Consider the following 19,820-nt stretch of genomic DNA (forward strand, 5'->3'; position numbering starts at 1 on the left):
ACCTGTAACACATTCAAATGTGGGAGGGGGCTTGCTCCCGATAGCAATCCAAGCCTTAACCGAAGAACCAGTAGCACACCGCAATCGCCGCCACCACACCGGCCAATTCCGCCAGCAACGCGCAGCCCACCGCATGCCGCGCCCGCTGGATGCCCACCGAACCGAAGTACACCGCCAGCACATAAAAGGTGGTTTCGGTACTGCCCTGAATCGTCGCCGCGACCAACGCCGGGAAGCTGTCCACACCCTGGGTCTGCATGGTCTCGATCAACATCGCCCGCGCCGCGCTGCCGGAGAATGGCTTGACCATCGCAGTCGGCAAGGCGTCGACAAAGCGCGTGTCCATGCCTGTCCAGGCCACCACATGGCGAATGCCTTCGAGGCCCAGGTCCAGCGCGCCGGAGGCCCGTAACACGCCCACTGCACAGAGCATCGCCACCAGGTAGGGCAACAGGTTCTTGGCAACGTCGAAACCTTCTTTGGCCCCTTCGACAAACGCCTCGTACACCTTCACCTTGCGCAGTGCGCCAATCAGCAGGAACAGCATGATCAGGCCGAACAACGTCAGGTTGCCGAGGATCGACGACAGCCCGGCCAATGCGGTGGCCGAGAGCGTCGCCAGCAGGGCCATGAAGCCACCCAGTACCAACGCGCCCGGAATCAGGTAGGCCAGCACCACCGGGTCCCACAGCCGCAGGCGCTGCATCACCGCCACCGACAGCAGGCCCACCAATGTGGATGCGCTGGTGGCCAGCAGGATCGGCAGGAATACCAGTGTCGGATCGGGCGCACCTTGCTGGGCGCGATACATGAAGATCGTCACCGGCAACAGGGTCAGGGAGGATGCATTGAGCACCAGGAACAGGATCTGCGCGTTAGTCGCGGTGTTGGGAATTGGATTGAGCTCTTGCAGCGCCTTCATGGCTTTGAGGCCGATAGGCGTCGCGGCGTTATCCAGACCCAAGCCGTTGGCAGCAAAGTTGAGGGTGATCAGGCCAATGGCCGGGTGACCGGCCGGCACTTCCGGCATCAAGCGCAAGAACAGCGGGCCCAGGGCCTTGGCCAGCCATTCGACAATCCCGGCTTTTTCGGCGATACGCAAAAAGCCCAGCCATAACGTCAGGGTGCCGAACAACAGCACCATGACTTCCACCGACAATTTGGCCATGGCGAAAATGCTTTCGACCATCGCCGCAAAAATCCCGGCGTTACCGCCCACCAGCCATTGCGCGAGTGCGGACACCATTGCCACGACAAAGAAGCCAAGCCACAGGCCATTGAGCATCAGTTGAATCCCCCGAAAGATGGGGCGAATGATAGCGGGGCTGACAGAAACGACAAACCCCGGATTTCCCGGGGTTTGTTTTGTTCAGCGGGTTATCAGCCGCGGCTGACTTCACCGGCCGGCAGCACCTGCTTGGTGCGCCAGTGCGGCAGGGAGTTCCAGTAGCGCTCGCCCTTGGCGTCGTCGTACATGCCTTCCCAACGGGAGATGACCAGCACGGCCAGGGCGTTGCCGATCACGTTCAGTGCGGTACGGGCCATGTCCATGATGCGGTCGACACCGGCGATGAACGCCAGGCCTTCGAGCGGGATGCCCACGCTGCCCAGGGTCGCCAGCAGCACCACGAAGGACACGCCCGGCACGCCGGCGATGCCTTTGGAGGTGACCATCAGGGTCAATACCAGCATCAGTTGCTGGCCGATCGACAGGTCGATGCCGTACAGCTGGGCGATAAAGATCGCCGCGATGCTCTGGTACAGGGTCGAACCGTCGAGGTTGAACGAGTAGCCGGTAGGAACCACGAAGCTGCAGATCGCTTTCGGTGCGCCGTAGGCCTCCATCTTCTCGATCACGCGCGGTAGCACGGTTTCGGAACTGGCGGTGGAGTAGGCCAGCACCAACTCGTCCTTGAAGATGCGGATCAGCTTGAGGATCGAGAAGCCAAACAGGCGAGCGATCAGGCCCAGCACCGCAAAGGCGAAGAACAGGATGGCGACGTAAACCAGGATCACCAGCTTGGCCAGTGGCAGCAACGAAGCGAAGCCGAAGTTGGCCACGGTCACCGCGATCAGCGCGAATACGCCGATGGGGGCGTACTTCATGATCATGTGGGTGACTTTGAACATGCTCTCGGACACGCCCTGGAACATGGTCACCAACGGCTCGCGCAGTTCAGGCTTGAGGCTCGACAAGCCCAGGCCGAACAGCACGGAGAAGAAGATGATCGGCAGCATTTCACCACGGGCGACAGCGGCGAAGATGTTCGATGGGATCAGGTTGAGAATCGTCTCGATAAACGCATGCTCATGCTGCACTTCGGCGGCGGTCGCCTGGTACTTGGAAATATCGACGGTACCCAGGGTACTCATGTCGATCCCTGCGCCCGGGTGGAACAGGTTGGCCAACAGCAGGCCGACCACGATGGCGATAGTGGTGACCACTTCGAAGTAAAGGATGGTTTTGACACCGATACGCCCGAGCTTTTTCGCATCACCGACACCGGCAATGCCGACGATCAGCGAGGAAATCACAATCGGGATCACGATCATCTTGATCAGGCGGATAAAGATATCGCCCGCTGGCTGCAACACATTGCTGATCCACCAGGCCTTTTCAGCACTGAAATGGTTGAGCACTGCACCGATTGCAATCCCCAGCACCAAACCGATGAGGATCTGCCAGGCGAGGCTTAGCTTTGCCTTCTTCATGTCATTACCCTTACTTCAAGTGAACTTAAGGCAAATGCGCCAGCTGGAACGCTCGAAAGCGAAAAAGTGTGTGCATCTGCCTCCATGAAAGGTCACCGCAGCGTGGCCGAAATGGCTTACTGGCAGGCGAAAAAAGGCGCAACTATTCCGATGCAAGGGGACCACGTCTAATGCCGTAAACGCCTACCCTATGCCGAATCGGCATGACTTTTTTTCATAATAACTGTCCGAACGGTCAATTCAAATGCGACATATTGTCAGGTGAATATGCCGTGAACCGGCCAATACCGGCTCGCTCAGAGATGCTGGACGTCTTGGTGAGGTTGGCAGAAATGCCCGAGAACTCTGCGGGCTAGCGTCGGAAACGTCCTATAGCGCGAGCAAAACTTTCTCGATAGATGGTCGCACCGACACACTCAGTAATGGTTGGTCGCGCGCAAAACGGAGAATTGTTGCTATGGCTGGCATACGGGGGATGGAATATGAGGCGGGGATGAGATTCGCAAGCCCGCCGCAAGTTCATCAAGCCGAGGGGCTTGTGAACCTGCGTCGCAGCTTTTCGCCTGACCCGGCCCTTGCGCAGGCACTCCCTGTACCCGTAGGTCACGCCGATCTCAATTGATCAGAGCAACCCGGCCCCCTGGTCATGCATCACCCTTGGCGGGCAATGCAAACAGAAAGAAGCGAAGGGGCTTCTTTCCATGGACGCTGATTGCGCAGACGACAGATGCGTCAGACGCAACCTAGTACCAATTCGGATCTTTCTTCAGCTGCTCCATCAGCAGCTTCTGCATGCCTTCGTCCGGCTTACCGATAAAGCGGTAATCGGCGTGCCGCGTCGGGGACTTATCTGCCGGTAAACCGGCCGGGACTTCCACCAACATGGCGTAGGCATCTTCCTTGTCGAGGCTGAAGGCGACGATCAGGCGCTTGTTATGGCATGTGTCCGCAGTTTCGCAGAGCGGCCCCACCAAGTACTTGTCGCCATCTTCTTCCACGGCATTCATTTGCTCGGCCGTGCCAGACAGGTTCATCACCCATTCCGGCAGACGTTCTTCTTTCTTCACCACGCCTTGCCAGGTCTCGCGGTATTGCGGATCCGCGCTGAGCAATTCATTGGCTCGGGATTGGCCGTCATTGGCGGCCATCGCCAAGCCACTGCCGCCCAAAAGCAGGGCGGCAGCAATGGCTTTGAGAGACAAAGTGGTCATATTCAGCCTCGGCCGCGACGACCAAAGAAGAACGAAGCAATGAACATCACCAGGAAGACCACGAAGAGAATCTTGGCGATACCCGTAGCGGTGCCCGCGATACCACCGAAGCCCAAGACTGCAGCCACAATGGCGATGATCAGAAATGTGATTGCCCAACTCAACATGGTGATTCTCCTTATGCTTCTTTATGAGGTAACAGCGGTGATGCCGGACGGGCGCCTGAGTTCAAGCGACCGATTTTCTTGCCTAAAACACCCAGCGCTCTTGGGTCGGTAGCTCGCCCAGGGTTGAATCCTGATCGGCCACACGCAATTGCGGGGCGGTTACATCGGCGCTACGGGTGCCAATGGAACTGAAATGGGTCTGGGTCGTTACCGGACGGTCGAATAGCGAGACTTGCTGCTGACTCTGCTGCCATTGCTGCAACTGCTGGCCTGCAATCAGCGTGACCATCAGGGCCAGGCTGGCAAAAAGACCTTGTTGCAAGCGCAGTGGCGATACACGCATTTGGCTGAGGCTTTGGCGAGTCATGCTGCATTTCTCCCGCATTCTGATTATTCGTTGGGATAGCTATTGCAGAGCGCATGCCAGCTTTTTTATAAAATAAAATTCAATAAAATCAATCAGTTAAAGATATGCGTTAGGCCAATCGCCCAGCATCCTGCACGATGCCCCCCCGTACGCCGTGCGAAATGCACGATGGTCAGTGGTCGGGTGAAGGGATAGAAAGCCGATGGGGTGTTGCCGAAGTGGCAAGACAGCATGAAAACGCTATCAGGCGGGGCTTTGTAGGAAGCCGCGCAGATACCTGCACGACGTTGCCTTTTATCGATCAGAATAAACCATGCAACTTGCCCGATTATTCCGGGACTAAACACCATCATTCATAGTTAAGGAGCGCGGGACAGATGGAATCAGCCAAGGAACTTCAAGGCCGCATTCTTTTAGTGGATGACGAGTCCGCGATCCTCCGCACCTTCCGTTATTGCCTGGAAGATGAAGGCTACACCGTCGCCACCGCCAACAGCGCCGCGCAAGCCGATGCCCTGATGCAGCGCCAGGTGTTCGACCTGTGCTTCCTGGACCTGCGCCTGGGCGAAGACAATGGCCTGGATGTGCTGGCCCAGATGCGGGTCCAGGCGCCGTGGATGCGGGTGGTGATCGTCACCGCCCACTCGGCAGTGGATACCGCCGTGGACGCGATCCAGGCAGGTGCCGCCGACTATCTGGTCAAGCCTTGCAGCCCCGATCAACTGCGCCTGGCCACCGCCAAACAATTGGAAGTGCGCCAACTTTCCGCGCGCCTGGAAGCCCTGGAAGGCGCCGTGCGCCAGCAGAAAGACGGTCTCGACTCCCACAGCCCGTCAATGATGGTCGTGCTGGAAACCGCGCGCCAGGTGGCGGGTACCGATGCCAACATCCTGATCCTCGGCGAGTCCGGCACCGGTAAGGGCGAGCTGGCCCGGGCCATTCACGGCTGGAGCAAACGCTCGAAGAAATCCTGCGTGACCATCAACTGCCCGTCGCTGACGGCAGAACTGATGGAAAGCGAGCTGTTCGGTCATAGCCGTGGCGCCTTTACCGGTGCCAGCGAGAGCACCTTGGGCCGGGTCAACCAGGCGGACGGCGGTACGCTGTTTCTCGACGAGATCGGCGACTTTCCCCTCACGCTGCAACCCAAGTTGCTGCGATTTATCCAGGACAAGGAATACGAGCGCGTGGGCGACCCGGTCACCCGCCGCGCCGATGTGCGCATCCTTGCCGCCACCAACCTGAACCTGGAAGACATGGTGCGCGACGGTCGTTTCCGTGAAGACTTGTTGTATCGCCTCAATGTCATCACCTTGCACCTGCCACCGCTGCGCGAGCGCAGTGAAGACATCCTGACCCTGGCAGATCGCTTCCTGGCGCGCTTCGTCAAGGAATACGCCCGCCCGGCGCGAGGCTTCAGTGATCAAGCGCGCGAAGCCCTGCTCAACTATCGCTGGCCAGGCAATATCCGCGAGCTGCGCAACGTGGTGGAGCGCGCCAGCATTATCTGCCCGCAGGAAAAGGTCGAAATCATCCACCTCGGCATGGCCGAGCAACCGACCAATAACGCCCCACGGATTGGCGCGGCGCTGAGTCTGGACGAGCTGGAGAAAGCGCATATCGGCGCCGTGCTCGCCACCAGCGACACCCTGGACCAGGCGGCCCGCACCCTTGGCATCGATGCGTCGACCCTGTACCGCAAACGCAAACAGTACAACCTGTGAGCTGCACCCTATGAAGCTAGCGATGAAGCTGCGAACTCGATTGTTCCTGAGTATCTCAGCGCTGATCACCGTCGCCCTGTTGGGTTTGATCCTGGGGCTGGTCAGCGTCATGCAAATGGCCAAAACCCAGGAGTCACTGATTCGCAGCAACTTCGTCACGCTGGACCTGGGGCTCAAGCTGCGCCAAAGCCTGGGCGATCAGTTGATCATGATGCTGGAACATCCCCCCGATCCGCAGGCATTGCAGAGCTCCAAACAGCATTACTTCGACCTGCTGGACCAAGGCATCGCCCACGAGCAACGCAACGGTCAAGGCACCGGTTTCAGCCAGGCGCGGGCCCAATACCAGGACCTGCTCGATGCGTTCGAGCAATCCCAGCAAGCGTCACCGCCACCGGGCAGCAAGGAAAAACTCACCGCAACCTTCAACGAGCTGCGCAACGGGCTGATTGCCGAACATAAACAAGCCCTGGAAAACATCAGTGCCAGCGAGCATAGGTCCCGCGCGCGTGCCCTGCTGATCGCCGGTTTGCTCGGGCTGGTGGGACTTGCCGTGCTGATCATCGGGTTTGTCACGGCCCATGGCATCGCCCGGCGTTTTGGTGGGCCGATCGAAGCGCTGGCAAAAGCGGCAGACAAGATTGGCCAGGGCGATTTTGAAGTGACGCTGCCGATCTCTTCAGCGGCGGAAATGAACCAGTTGACCCGTCGTTTCGGCCTCATGGCCGAAGCGGTGCGCCAGCATCAGGCGACCAATGTTGACGAGTTGCTGGCCGGCCAGCAGCGCCTGCAAGCCGTGCTCGACAGCATCGACGACGGTCTGCTGATGATTGACCGCCAAGGCCGTCTGGAGCATCTCAACCCCGTTGCGCAACGCCAATTGGGCTGGGATGAGGAACGCCTCGGCCAGGGCCTTGGCGAAGCATTGATGCGCCCCGAGCTGGATGAACAACTGCAACTGGTGTTGCGCGGCGGCAATCTGGAGCGCGCACCGGAGGATCTGGAAATAGAAGTCGAGGGCGAGCTGCGCCTGCTGACCTACAGCCTCACGCCTGTCAGCCATACCCAAGGACATATCCTTGGAGCGGTGATGGTGCTGCACGACGTCACCGAACAGCGCGCCTTCGAACGCGTACGCAGCGAATTCGTCTTGCGCGCCTCGCACGAATTGCGCACGCCGGTGACGGGCATGCATATGGCGTTCGGCCTGTTCCGTGAACGTGCGAAGTTCCCGCCGGAGTCCCGTGAGGCGGACCTGTTGGATACGGTCAATGAAGAAATGCAGCGCCTGATGCAGTTGATCAACGACCTGCTCAACTTCTCGCGCTACCAGAATGGCCTGCAGAAACTCACGTTGGGGCCGTGCGACGTCACCGATCTGCTCGAACACGCCCGTGCGCGCTTTGTGGCGCCCGCCAACGCGCAACAGATCGAGCTGCTGGTAGAAGTCCAATCCGACCTGCCACGGCTGTATGCCGACCAGGCGCAATTGGAACGGGTACTCGACAATCTGCTGGGCAATGCCCTGCGCCACACCGCCGACGGTGGGCAGATTCGCCTGCAGGCGCGGCGTCATGGCGAACGGGTGATTATCAGCGTCGAAGACAATGGCGAAGGTATCGCCTACGGCCAACAGGGACGCATCTTCGAACCCTTCGTCCAGGTTGGCCGCAAGAAAGGCGGCGCCGGCCTGGGGCTGGCGCTGTGCAAGGAGATCGTGCAATTGCACGGCGGCCGCATGGGGGTGTATTCGCGGCCGGGGCAGGGCACCCAGTTCTATATGGCGCTGCCCTTGTAGGAGCGAGCTTAACGCCGGTTCAGGGCACGCAAGATGGCAGCACTTTCGGCATCCGGCATGCCGTCGAACCGTGACGGTCGGAAACGCATCTGGAACGCAGCGATCACGTGCCGCGTGGCGACATCCAGCTCACCCGTCTGGGGTGTCGGGTAGCCCAGGAGCGCCAGCTCTTCCTGAAACCAGGTAATGCTCGGCAATTCAGCGGAGTACTGCACCTGGAAGCGGGCGACGGCCTGGGCATCCGGCCATACACTCAGACCTTCATCGGCCAAACGCTTCCAGGGGAACAGCGGTCCCGGATCGAGCTTGCGCAGCGGCGCGATATCGCTGTGGCCGATGATGTTCTTGGGGTCGATACCGTTGCGCTTGCTGATGTCCTTGAGCAACACCACCAGCGACTTCACTTGGGCCTCGGAGTACGGGTACCACAGGCGGCCTGTAGGGGTGTCCTTGTAGCCAGGGTTTACGATTTCGATACCGATGGAGCTGGAGTTGAGCCAGGTGCGCCCCATCCACTCGCTTTCCCCGGCATGCCAGGCCCGCTGGCTTTCATCCACCAGCTTGTAGACGGTGGCGCCGGCGTCGTCACCGATCAAGTAATGAGCACTGACCTGGCCGTGGGTCAACAGGGCCAGGGAACGCTCAAGATTGGTAGAGGTGTAGTGGACGACCACGAACTGCACGCGGTTGTCGTGGTTTAGCGAGGGGTGGCTGGTGTCCAGGCGCGGGCCAGTGGCGCAGCCGGCGAGCAGGAGAAATACACAGGCGAAGTACAAGGATTTCATGGCGGAAGACAGTACGCTGAAGACGATAATGCAACAGTGTAACGTACCGTTTGTGGCCCGGCGGTCAAATTACACAATGGAACATCTTTTACGCCGCCTGCACCTGGTTACGCCCAGCGGCCTTGGCCCGATACAACGCTTCGTCCGCTCGCTTGAGCGCCAGCTCACTGCGCTCACCGGGCAGGAACTGCGCCACGCCCATGGACACGGTAATCGTCACCGGCTCGCCCTTGAAGTGGAATGGGCAGGCGGCAATCGCAGCACGTAGCACCTCACCCACCGCCAACGCATCCGAGAGGGATGAGTCGGGCATCAGCAACACAAACTCCTCACCGCCAAACCGCGCGATAAAGTCGCTGGTGCGCAGGCGCTTGCGCAGGACGTTGGCGATGATTTTCAGCACCTTGTCACCCGCCAGATGCCCGTAGCCATCGTTGATGCGCTTGAAGTGATCCAGGTCCAGCATCGCGAGCGACAGGCTATTGCCACGCTGGTGCCAGGCATTGACCTCATGATCCAGGCGCTCGCTCCAGGCCGCGCGGTTGGGCAAGCCGGTGAGCGGATCGATCAAGGCCTTCTGGCGTTGCACCTCCAGGTGCTCACGGTAGCCCTGCGCTTCCTGCTCCATATTGGCGACCCGCTCGGCCAGGCCTTTCAAGCGCGCTGCCACTTCCTGCTCGCGCTGATCACGCTGTTGCTGGTGCTCGTCCATGGTGCCGAGTAAACCTTCCAGATGGCTTTCGAGCACCTGCTTGAGGCTGTCCAGGTCCGCGGCTTCCTGGACACTGCTTTGCAGGCCGTCGACCTGTTCGCGAATCTGCGTGTCCAACTCCCTCGCAGCGGAGCGGCTGTCGGCATGGCCGTCGCTGGCCACTTGCAAATGGCCCTGAAAGGCTTCGAGGCGCTCGTTGAGCTGTTTGAGGTAGGCCTCGAACTCGTGCTGCCCGCTGTCGGTGATCGCCAGCATCAGCACCGCCAGGTCATCGAGGATCGGCAGCAATTCGTACCAGTTCAAACCGTGGGCCAGGCGCTCGCGCATGGCTTCGGCCTGGGGCCGATGGCGCTCGGGCAGGGCCAGCTCTTCCAGCAGGCCGATCAGGGTATCTTCGATATGCTTGGCCACGGAGCTGTACGACGGCTCCGGTGAATCCGGCAAGGAATAGGGGCCGTCCGATTGCAATTCGTCGGGGTCCGGCTCTTCGGCCTCAAGCACTGGAGGGAGCGAGAGGCTGCCGATCACCGTCTCCTGCGGTGCCTCGACCACAGCCTGTGGCGGTTCGATAAAGGCGGCGAGGGCGCTTTCGGTGCTGGTTTCTTCCACCTGTGGCTCAGGCTTGCCGGGCACGACAGGTGCTGGAGAAACGTCGACAGGCGCAGCCAAGGCGCCGCTTTGAGCAGGCGCCTCGTACACAAACTTTTCACTGCTGGCATCAACCGCCTTGGCCGGCGCTGCGGGTTCAGGCTGCGCGGCAACCGGTTCCTGAGGCTGCGGCGCAAAGGCCCGCAAGGCTTGCGCCAGTTCCTCGGACTGTTCGGGCGCCTGGGGCTCGGCGACGGGCTTGGCGGCAACCGGCGCCGGTGACGGGCTCGAGACGGGCTCACTGGCCGCTGCCTCGCTCGACACGTCCTTGGCACCAAACAGGCGCTGCAATAAACCCGGCCCAGGGCGCACGGTTTCACCGTCCGGCTCCAGGTTATTCAGCGCCTGCCCTTGCAGGCTGCTCAACTCGCTGAGTAACAGGGGAATCTCACGCGCCTGGCTGACGCGGCCATCCAACTGCTTGGCAAAGGTTTTCAGCGGGCGGGCCACCTCACGGGGCAGCGGCAGCTTTTGCAACTGGGTGACCAGGGACGTCAGCGCAGTGCTCATCTGGTCGATTCGGGTTTCGCGGCGCTGCTCCGAATCCAGCACGGCCTTTTCCAGGCGCGGCAGCAAGGCGGCGAGGGCGGCGTCCATGTCGTCAGTACGCACGACGTCGCGCATTTCCTTCATGCATTGGTCAACCGCGCGGTCGGTACCTTCCGCCGCCAGCGTGCTGCGCACCAGCCCACGGCGCAGCAAGTCGAGCCGGGCAGCCCAGCGGCGTTCCAGCTTTTCTTGTTGCTCGATGCTTAAGAGGTATTTTTCTTTCCAGCGCTGGGCGTCGTCGCTCATGCAAGGGGTCCGCGAGGGCCGGGGCTCAACGCGGGCAATGCATCAGCCGTGAGCGAACCCGGCAGACGAATCTCTACCGCGACCGGCAGGTGATCGGAGATGGGCTGCGCCAGCACCTGCACACGCTCCAGTGTGAGGCTCGGGCTGAGCAGGATATGGTCAAGACAGCGTTGCGGGCGCCAGCTGGGGAACGTGGCTTCGACTTGCGGCGCCAGTAACCCGAGGTCACGCAACGGGGAATTCTGCAGCAGATCGTTGGCATGGGTGTTCATGTCACCCATCAACACCTGATGCTTGTAGTTGCCAATCATCTCGCGCACGTAGGCCAGCTGCAGGTTGCGCGTACGCCCCCCGAGCGCCAGGTGCATCATCACCACCACCAAGGCTTCAGGCCCTTCGCCAAAACGCACGAGAATCGCCCCGCGCCCCTTGGGGCCGGGCAACGGGTGGTCTTCGATGGCCGTTGGCTTCAAGCGGCTGAGCACACCATTACTGTGCTGCGCCAGGCGCCCGAGGTTGCGATTGAGCTGTTGGTACCAGTAGGGAAACGCCCCGAGGTGGGCCAGGTGTTCTACCTGATTGATATAGCCGGAACGTATGCTGCCGCCGTCGGCTTCCTGCAGGGCGACCAGGTCGAAATCATTCAACAGGTCGCCGATCTTCTGCAGGTTACCGGCCCGGCCGTTGTGGGGCAGCAAGTGCTGCCAGCCACGGGTGAGGTAGTGCCGGTACTTCTCGGTACTGATGCCCACTTGGATATTGAAGCTGAGCAGGCGCAGGCGGCTGTCAGCCGGCAGGCCCGTGGACTCCAGGTGATGCTCGTTGACCTGCGGTTCATGCAGGCCAACCACACGTTCGGTACCCCAGCGGCGCATCAAGAGCCCCTTATTTGGCTGCGCGTTCTTTGGCGATCAACTGGTCAGCAACATTGAGGGTCGCTTCAGGACCACCGGTGGTGCCCAGGTCGAAACGGTATTTGCCGTTGACGATCATGGTCGGTACGCCTTGCACGCCGTACTTCTGCGCCAGTTCCTTGGCCTGTTTGATCTGGCCTTGGATCGCGAAGGAGTTGAAGGTAGCCAGGAACTTGTCCTTGTCGACACCTTGGGTGGCAACGAAGTCAGCCATTTCTTCCGGCTTGGTCAGGCGCTTGCCTTCTTTCTGGATCGCGTTGAATACCGCGTTGTGAACCTTGTGCTCCACACCCATGGCTTCCAGGGTCAGGAACAGTTGGCCGTGGGCATCCCATGGGCCGCCGAACATGGCCGGGATGCGCTTGAAGTTCACGTCTTTAGGCAGCTTCTCGACCCATGGGTTGATGGTCGGTTCAAAGGCGTAGCAATGCGGGCAGCCGTACCAGAACAGCTCCACCACTTCGATCTTGCCCGGCACCGATACCGGTACTGGGTTGGCCAATTCCACGTAGGTTTTACCGGCTTCAAGCGGCACATCGGCAGCTTGTGCGGTCATGCCGAAGAGGCTGGCAGTGACGAGAGCGGCGCTGAGGATCAGATTACGCATGCTTTACTCCTGGACAAATAAGGTCGCCTCACGCGACCTTTAGGTGTGACAGGTCTACGCGGGCATGAGTTCGTTAGTGTAACGGCAGCGGCCACAAAAAAGGGCGGCCAGGGCCACCCTTTTTATGCTTGCATCGATGGATTAATCGAGCGTTAACGTAGCCGGGGCAGTTAGTGCAGGCCCTGGATGTAGCTGGAGAGCGCTGTGATCTCCTCGTCACTCAGCTTGCGGGCGATTGTGCGCATGATCGCCGCGTCGCCATCGTTAGCTCGCCCGGCCTCTTCCTTACGGAAATCGGTCAATTGTTTGGCAATGTACGTCGCGTGCTGGCCACTCAGATGCGGGAAACCGGCAGCGGCGATGCCCGCGCCATTTGGCGAATGGCAGCCGGTGCAGGCAGGAAGGCCTTTTTCCAGGTCGCCGCCACGGAACAGTTTTTCTCCGCGGGCCACCAATTTCGGATCAGCAGCTCCCACACTGCCTTTCTGGCTGGCAAAATACGCCGCGATATCCGCCAGGTCCTGATCACTGAGGTTGGTCAGCAAGCCGGTCATTTCCAGCACCGTGCGCTTGCCATCCTTGATGTCGTGCATTTGCTTGGTCAGGTAACGTTCGCCCTGGCCCGCGAGTTTGGGGAAGTTCGGCGCCGGGCTGTTGCCATCCGGTCCGTGGCACGCACCACACACGGCGGCTTTCGCTTGACCGGCAGTGGCATCACCTTTAATGGGGCCCTCTGCAGCGACGGCAGCGCCAGTGATGCCCAAGGTCAACAGCAGACTCACGATCAGTTTGTTCATCAGCTAATCCAACTACGGCTAAGGGGTTTAAGAGTTATCTACCGGGTTTACTCACCATCAACTCAATGATGGCCTGGTAATCCTCAGTACTGCAGTCCATGCACAAACCACGCGGCGGCATTGCCTTGAAACCCTGGGTCACAGGCTACACCCGCGTGACCACATAAACTCGGTTGTACACCGCTTCCGGTTCCTGTGTAGCCTGAGCGCCGTAAAGCGGAACCAGGGCACCAGAATCGAACAACCATCGGGTCATACATCGACCTTTTCAGGGTTTGAGAGCGTTTTGCGTTCTAATGCGCAATAAAGGTCTTTCGCTCCCGTGAACTTCATCCTTCGCTGGGACAAAGCACACACAAAATCTGCGGCATTATATACTGGCGCTACTGAAACGGAAACGACACCGCTTGCCGCACCCTTTCTCGGCACCGCCCACATCGGAAATCTCATGCAACTCAAGAATCCCATCCTCGGCCTGTGCCAACAGTCCACCTTCATGCTCAGCGCCGCCAAAGTTGACCAATGCCCCGATGACGAAGGCTTTGAAGTCGCCTTTGCCGGCCGTTCCAACGCCGGTAAGTCCAGCGCACTGAACACCCTGACCCACGCCAGCCTGGCGCGCACCTCGAAAACCCCGGGCCGCACGCAGTTACTCAACTTCTTCAAGCTAGACGATGATCGGCGTCTGGTCGACCTGCCGGGCTACGGTTATGCAAAAGTACCTATCCCGCTGAAGCTGCACTGGCAGCGTCACCTGGAGGCTTACCTGGGCGGCCGGGAGAGTTTGAAGGGGTTGATCCTGATGATGGACATCCGTCATCCAATGACCGACTTCGACCTGCTGATGCTCGACTGGGCGGTCGCCAGCGGCATGCCAATGCATATCCTGCTGACCAAGGCCGACAAGCTCACCTACGGCGCCGCCAAGAACACCCTCCTCAAAGTGCAGTCAGAAATCCGTAAGGGTTGGGGTGACACGATCACCATCCAGCTGTTCTCGGCGCCCAAGCGCCTGGGCCTGGAAGACGCTTACACCGTGCTGGCCGGCTGGATGGAATTGGCTGACAAAGGCGCGGAACTCGCCGAGTAACTTTTCTGCGGGCAAAAAAAACCCCGGACTTCGTATGGGGAGGGGAAGTTCGGGGTTCAAGTACCGGACCGCTAGGGCGGGGTCCGGATATCTGCCAACACTTAACACAACATAGGAGCATTGAAGGGCTTCACCACCCATTCAGTAACTCTGAGTAGCAGTTCACGGGTTAAGTTCCGGCAGGTTCGAAAAACTATTGGAAATAACTGAAGCGGATTTCCGATCTAAAGCACTCCGCCACCACGCCCGGTGGTGGCGGCACCGCGAAATCAGTGCGCTTCGTCCCAATTGTCACCCACGCCTACATCCACCACCAATGGCACATCCAACTGCGCGGCCGCACTCATGTGTTCGCGAATCCTCTCGCTGACTTCTGCCACCAGATCCTCACGCACTTCGAGCACCAGTTCATCGTGCACCTGCAGGATCACCTTGGCATCCAGGCCCGACTCGGTCAGCCAGTTATCCACCAGCACCATGGCTTTCTTGATGATATCGGCCGCCGTGCCCTGCATCGGCGCGTTGATCGCCGTGCGTTCTGCGGCCGCGCGCTCCTGAGGTTTGTTGGAGTTGATATCCGGCAAATACAGCCGACGCCCGAAGAACGTCTCCACGTAGCCTTGATCGGCAGCCTGGGCACGGGTGCGCTCCATATACTCGCGAACCCCTGGGTAGCGCGCGAAGTACACATCGATGTAAGCCTTCGCGGTCTTGGTATCGACACCGATGTCCTTGCCGAGCTTCTGCGCCCCCATGCCGTAGATCAGACCAAAGTTGATCGCCTTGGCACTGCGACGCTGATTGGACGTGACCTCAGCCAATTCAACCTTGAATACCTCGGCCGCCGTGGCGGTATGCACGTCCAGGTCGTTGCGGAACGCATTCATCAGCCCCTCGTCTTTGGACAAGTGCGCCATGATCCGCAGTTCGATCTGCGAATAGTCCGCCGCCAGCAGCTTGTAGCCCTTCGGCGCCACGAATGCCTGGCGGATGCGCCGCCCTTCGGCGGTGCGCACCGGGATGTTCTGCAGGTTCGGATCACTGGAAGACAGTCGCCCGGTCGCCGCCACCGCCTGATGATAAGACGTATGAACACGCCCGGTACGCGGGTTGATCTGCTCCGGCAAGCGGTCGGTGTAAGTACTTTTCAGCTTGCTCATGCTGCGGTACTGCATCAGAACCTTGGGCAGTGGATAGTCATCCTCGGCCAGCTTGGCCAGCACTTCCTCAGCCGTCGACGCCTGGCCCTTGCCCGTCTTTTTCAGCACCGGCAGGCCGAGTTTCTCGTAGAGAATCGCCCCGAGCTGCTTGGGCGAACCCAGGTTGAATTCTTCGCCGGCGATCTCAAACGCCTGGCGCTCCAGTTCAATCATCTTGTTGCCCAGCTCGATGCTCTGGACACCGAGCAGTTGCGCATCCACCAGGGCGCCCTGGCGTTCGATACGCGCCAACACCGGCACCAGGGGTATTTCGATGTCCGTCAGCACACTCGCCAGGCTCGGTATGGCCGTGAGCTGTGCGTGCAATGCCTGATGCAGGCGCAGCGTCACGTCCGCATCTTCGGCAGCATAAGGGCCAGCCTGCTCGAGCGGGATCTGGTCGAAGGTCAGCTGCTTGGCGCCTTTGCCGGCGATGTCCTGGAAGCTGACGGTGTCGTAATCCAGGTACTTCTTGGCCAGGCTGTCCATATCATGGCGGGTCGCAGTGGAGTTCAACACGTAGGATTCAAGCATGGTGTCGAAAGCGATGCCGCGCACGCTGATGCCATGCGCCGGGTCGCCGCCGATGGCGCAGTTGGCCAGGATATTCATGTCGAACTTGGCATGCTGGCCGACCTTGAGCTTGCTCGGGTCTTCCAGCAATGGCTTCAGGGCCAGCAACACGGTATCGCGATCCAACTGCTGCGGCGCACCGATGTAGGAATGGGTCAGCGGGATGTAGGCGGCTTCATGGGGCTGCACGGCGAAGGAAACCCCCACCAGTTGCGCCTGTTGAGCGTCGATCCCGGTCGTTTCAGTGTCGAAAGCGAACAGTTTCGCGGCGTTCAGCTTCTTCAACCAAGTGTCGAATGTGGCCTGGTCGAGGATGGTGGTGTAGGTCGTCTCTGCGGGTGCCGCAGGCGCAGCCTCAGCAATGTCCTCGGCAACAGGCGCGGCCTTGAGCTCCACCCGTTTGGCATCGCGCTGAATCTCATCAATCCAGCTCTTGAACTCCAGCAGGGTGTAAAGCTCCAGAAGCTTCTCGCGGTCCGGTTCAATCAGGTGTAAATCGTCCAGACCAACGTCCAGCGGCACATCGATCTTGATCGTCGCCAACTGATACGAGAGGAATGCCATCTCCTTATGCTCTTCGAGCTTGGCCGGTAACGTCTTGGCGCCGCGGATCGGCAAGGTCGGCACGATATCGAGTTGCTCATAAAGCTCTTTCAGACCGCCATTCACACCTACCAGCAGGCCAGAAGCCGTCTTGGGACCGATGCCCGGAACGCCCGGGATGTTGTCGGACGAATCGCCCATCAACGCCAGATAATCGATAATCTGCTCCGGAGCGACGCCAAATTTCTCCTTTACGCCCTCGATGTCCATCGAGCTACCGGTCATGGTGTTGACCAAGGTAATGTGCCCGTCGACCAACTGCGCCATGTCCTTATCGCCCGTGGAGATCACCACCGGACGGTCAGCGGCTGCACTGCTGCGGGCCAGGGTGCCGATCACGTCATCGGCCTCGACGCCTTCGACACACAGCAATGGGAAGCCTAAAGCGATCACGCTCTGGTGCAGCGGTTCGATTTGCACGCGCATGTCATCGGGCATGCTTGGACGGTTGGCCTTGTATTCGGCGTACATGTCATCGCGAAAGGTCCCACCCTTGGCGTCGAACACGACTGCAAACGGGCTGTCCGGATACTGTTTGCGCAGGCTTTTGAGCATGTTCAACACGCCCTTGACCGCACCGGTCGGCAGGCCTTTGGAGGTAGTCAGCGGTGGCAGCGCGTGGAACGCGCGGTACAGGTAAGACGAACCGTCCACCAGGACGAGGGGCGCTTGGCTCATGAGCAGGATCAACCTTTTCGGCGGGTCAGGCGCTAGAATAGCCGGACCAATGAAAACAAAGGGACAAGGTTATCATGCGTACATTCAATCGCCTGCTGTTGACTGGCCTGATTGCACTCGCTCCGATGGCTGCCATGGCGGTAGACAGCGCGCCTTCGGGCGACCCGGAAGTGACCATTCGCACGGAAGGCGACAGGACGATTCAGGAGTACCGTCAAAACGGCTTCCTGTATGCAATCAAGGTGACCGTAAAAGGCGCACCTCCGTATTTCCTGGTACGCGCGGACGGAACCGACGCGAACTTCATCCGCTCTGACCAGCCGGATATGCTGATCCCGTCATGGAAGATCTTCGAATGGAAATGATTTCTTAACTTCAATTGGCGCCGCCCCACTGCGGCGCCCGTACTGGCAGTTTTAACCATGTCTGTGTTCACCCCCCTGGCTCGGCCCGAGCTGGAAACCTTTCTTGCCCCCTACGGGCTCGGCCGCCTGCTTGATTTCCAGGGGATTGCCGCGGGTAGCGAAAACACCAATTTCTTTATCAGCCTGGAACAGGGCGAATTCGTCCTGACCCTGGTTGAGCGCGGCCCTGTCGCAGAAATGCCGTTCTTCATCGAACTGCTCGATGTGCTCCACGATGCCGACCTGCCGGTACCCTACGCCCTGCGCACCACGGACGGCGTCGCATTGCGCGAACTGAAAGGCAAACCGGCGCTGCTGCAACCGCGCCTGGCCGGCAAGCACATCAAGGACGCCAACGCACAGCATTGCGCCCAGGTCGGTGACCTGCTCGGTCACCTGCATTTGGCGACACAAGGCGCGAAAGTGCTGGAGCGCAAGACCGATCGCGGCCTGGACTGGATGCTCAGCGAAGGTGCCCAGCTGATTTCACACTTGAACGACGCACAGCAAAGCCTGCTGCAAGCCGCACTGACTGAAATCGCGGCCCACAAGGCCGAGATCCTCGCCCTGCCGCGCGCCAACGTTCACGCCGACCTGTTCCGCGACAATGCGATGTTCGAAGGCACACACCTGACCGGCCTGATCGACTTCTACAACGCCTGCTCGGGCCCGATGCTGTACGACGTGGCAATCGCCCTGAATGACTGGTGTTCGGACGCTGATGGCGTAATTGATGGCCCGCGCGCCCGGGCGCTGTTGGGTGCCTACGCCGGCCTGCGGCCCTTCACCGCCAAGGAAGCCGAGTTATGGCCAACCATGTTGCGGGTAGCGTGTGTGCGGTTCTGGCTGTCGCGCCTGATCGCCGCTGAGTCGTTTGCCGGGCAGGATGTGTTGATTCACGATCCCGCCGAGTTCGAGCATCGGTTGGCGCAGCGTCAGCAGGTCAGCGTCCACCTGCCATTCGCGCTTTAAGCACCAACACGGTCAAAATGTGGGAGGGGGCTTGCTCCCGATTGCGGCGGACCAGTCAACTTATCATCGACTGAAACGCCGTCATCGGGAGCAAGCCCCCTCCCATATTTGATCTGCGCTGCGGCTTACAACGACTCCAGGCACCCTGCCAAGTCATTCCCCAATTTCTCCAGCACCTGTTCGTAACCCTGGGCCGTGGCCGGGGTGTAGCCGCCCAGCGCATCCAATTCCGCCAGCTTCACCGGCAAACCCGCCACCAGGGTTTCGGCCAAACGCGGACGCAACGGCGGCTCACTGAACACACAGGTCTTGCCCACTTCCTGCAAACGCGTACGCATCGCCGCCACATGCTGGGCGCCAGGCTGCACTTCGGCGGCAACGCTGAACACACCGGTGTGCTTGAGCCCGTAAGCGTCTTCGAAGTAATCAAACGCTTCGTGGAAGACGAAGTAAGGTTTGTCGGCAATCCCTGCCATACGCTTTTTCAGGCGCGCATCCAATGCATCCAGGCGCTCGTCAAAAGCCTTCACGTTGCTTTGATAACGCGCGGCATTGCTCGGGTCGGCAACGCTGAGATCAGACGCCATGCGCGCCGCGATCACCCGAGCGTTGATCGTCGACAGCCACAAGTGCGCATCCAGGCTGCCCGGGCGGTGATCATGGTCATGTTCGTCGGCATCGTCGGCGTGTGAATGGTTATCTTCGGCGAAACGACGAAGCTTCATGCCTGGCAGGTCCTGGACCGCGACGGTCGTCGCTGTACGACCTTTCAATACGCGAGGCAGGAAGCTCTCCATGTCCGGCCCGATCCAATAGAGCAGGTCGACCGACTGCACGCGCCGTACGTCGGATGGGCGTAACGCATAGTTATGCGGCGACGCGCCCGGCGGCAGCAACACCTCTGGAACCGCCACACCGTCCTGCACGGCAGCGGCAATCAACTGCAACGGTTTGATGCTGGTCAGCACCTTGACCTCGGCCTGAGCGGCGCCAGCGATGAGCAAACTGGTGACAAATACGACAAAAACGGGAAAAAGTCGGGACACGATGACCACTCAATGACG

17 protein-coding genes and 1 pseudogene are annotated in these 19,820 nt (G+C 60.0%); 5 read left to right on the forward strand and 13 right to left on the reverse strand.

The features are described 5' to 3' along the window. Positions 1-55 precede the first annotated feature (55 nt). The 5 genes from AD670_RS00135 to AD670_RS00150 form a co-directional block, all read right to left on the reverse strand. Positions 56-1,285 carry a nucleoside recognition domain-containing protein gene (locus AD670_RS00135; protein ID WP_053127275.1) on the reverse strand — a complete coding sequence of 410 codons (1,230 nt, stop codon included), beginning with the start codon at positions 1,283-1,285 and terminating at the stop codon, positions 56-58. 95 nt (positions 1,286-1,380) lie between these two features. After that, a complete protein-coding gene (gene gltP, locus AD670_RS00140) occupies positions 1,381-2,712 on the reverse strand; it encodes a glutamate/aspartate:proton symporter GltP (protein ID WP_053127277.1) in 1,332 nt (443 codons plus the stop codon). Positions 2,713-3,455: 743 nt separating this feature from the next. Further along, the gene (locus AD670_RS00145) at positions 3,456-3,923 is read right to left on the reverse strand and encodes an inhibitor of vertebrate lysozyme family protein (protein ID WP_053127279.1); all 468 of its coding nucleotides are present in this window, start codon (positions 3,921-3,923) and stop codon (positions 3,456-3,458) included. 2 nt (positions 3,924-3,925) lie between these two features. Then, the gene (locus AD670_RS30400; RefSeq protein ID WP_003170804.1) at positions 3,926-4,090 is read right to left on the reverse strand and encodes a DUF1328 domain-containing protein; all 165 of its coding nucleotides are present in this window, start codon (positions 4,088-4,090) and stop codon (positions 3,926-3,928) included. Between the two features lie 82 nt (positions 4,091-4,172). Next, positions 4,173-4,457: a hypothetical protein gene (locus AD670_RS00150; RefSeq protein ID WP_053127281.1), complete on the reverse strand. Its 285-nt coding sequence runs from the start codon at positions 4,455-4,457 to the stop codon at positions 4,173-4,175. Positions 4,458-4,834: 377 nt separating this feature from the next. On the opposite strand from AD670_RS00150, the gene algB reads away from it, so the two are divergent. Beyond that, a complete protein-coding gene (gene algB / locus AD670_RS00155) occupies positions 4,835-6,181 on the forward strand; it encodes a sigma-54-dependent response regulator transcription factor AlgB (protein WP_053127283.1) in 1,347 nt (448 codons plus the stop codon). Between the two features lie 10 nt (positions 6,182-6,191). Beyond that, positions 6,192-7,979, forward strand: a complete 1,788-nt coding sequence (locus AD670_RS00160; protein ID WP_053127285.1) for a KinB sensor domain-containing domain — start codon at positions 6,192-6,194, stop codon at positions 7,977-7,979. 8 nt (positions 7,980-7,987) lie between these two features. Here AD670_RS00160 and AD670_RS00165 read toward each other — a convergent pair whose 3' ends face one another. The 6 genes and pseudogenes from AD670_RS00165 to AD670_RS31330 form a co-directional block, all read right to left on the reverse strand. Then, complete coding sequence (locus AD670_RS00165) at positions 7,988-8,764, reverse strand: N-acetylmuramoyl-L-alanine amidase (RefSeq protein ID WP_053127287.1); 777 nt, start codon at positions 8,762-8,764, stop codon at positions 7,988-7,990. 88 nt (positions 8,765-8,852) lie between these two features. Continuing rightward, positions 8,853-10,919: a diguanylate cyclase gene (locus AD670_RS00170; protein WP_053127289.1), complete on the reverse strand. Its 2,067-nt coding sequence runs from the start codon at positions 10,917-10,919 to the stop codon at positions 8,853-8,855. Then, positions 10,916-11,797 (reverse strand): endonuclease/exonuclease/phosphatase family protein, encoded by an 882-nt coding sequence (locus tag AD670_RS00175; protein ID WP_172681427.1) that lies wholly within the window; start codon positions 11,795-11,797, stop codon positions 10,916-10,918. The genes AD670_RS00170 and AD670_RS00175 overlap by 4 nt, the downstream gene beginning before the upstream one ends. 7 nt (positions 11,798-11,804) lie before the next feature. Next, on the reverse strand, positions 11,805-12,440 hold the full coding sequence (gene dsbA / locus AD670_RS00180; RefSeq protein ID WP_053127293.1) for a thiol:disulfide interchange protein DsbA: 636 nt from the start codon (positions 12,438-12,440) through the stop codon (positions 11,805-11,807). Between the two features lie 170 nt (positions 12,441-12,610). Next, on the reverse strand, positions 12,611-13,237 hold the full coding sequence (locus AD670_RS00185; protein WP_053127295.1) for a cytochrome c: 627 nt from the start codon (positions 13,235-13,237) through the stop codon (positions 12,611-12,613). A 34-nt stretch (positions 13,238-13,271) separates the two neighbouring features. Then, a pseudogene (locus AD670_RS31330) lies at positions 13,272-13,493 on the reverse strand (cytochrome). 192 nt (positions 13,494-13,685) lie between these two features. On the opposite strand from AD670_RS31330, the gene yihA reads away from it, so the two are divergent. Further along, entirely contained in the window at positions 13,686-14,327 is a 642-nt protein-coding gene (gene yihA, locus AD670_RS00190; protein WP_053127297.1) for a ribosome biogenesis GTP-binding protein YihA/YsxC, read from the forward strand. A 269-nt stretch (positions 14,328-14,596) separates the two neighbouring features. Here yihA and polA read toward each other — a convergent pair whose 3' ends face one another. Then, positions 14,597-17,380, reverse strand: coding sequence for a DNA polymerase I (polA, locus tag AD670_RS00195; protein WP_053127299.1), 2,784 nt, complete (start codon positions 17,378-17,380; stop codon positions 14,597-14,599). 74 nt (positions 17,381-17,454) lie between these two features. Between polA and AD670_RS00200 the strand changes: the two genes are divergently transcribed. Both AD670_RS00200 and AD670_RS00205 read left to right on the forward strand, forming a co-directional pair. Continuing rightward, positions 17,455-17,745 carry a DUF2782 domain-containing protein gene (locus AD670_RS00200; RefSeq protein ID WP_053127301.1) on the forward strand — a complete coding sequence of 97 codons (291 nt, stop codon included), beginning with the start codon at positions 17,455-17,457 and terminating at the stop codon, positions 17,743-17,745. 57 nt (positions 17,746-17,802) lie between these two features. After that, the gene (locus tag AD670_RS00205) at positions 17,803-18,756 is read left to right on the forward strand and encodes a homoserine kinase (protein WP_053127305.1); all 954 of its coding nucleotides are present in this window, start codon (positions 17,803-17,805) and stop codon (positions 18,754-18,756) included. A gap of 125 nt (positions 18,757-18,881) precedes the next feature. On the opposite strand, the gene AD670_RS00210 is transcribed toward AD670_RS00205, so the two are convergent. After that, entirely contained in the window at positions 18,882-19,811 is a 930-nt protein-coding gene (locus AD670_RS00210) for a zinc ABC transporter substrate-binding protein ZnuA (protein ID WP_053127307.1), read from the reverse strand. Positions 19,812-19,820 lie beyond the last annotated feature (9 nt).

The sequence above is a fragment of the Pseudomonas sp. MIACH genome (assembly GCF_001269925.1).
Lineage (GTDB): Bacteria > Pseudomonadota > Gammaproteobacteria > Pseudomonadales > Pseudomonadaceae > Aquipseudomonas.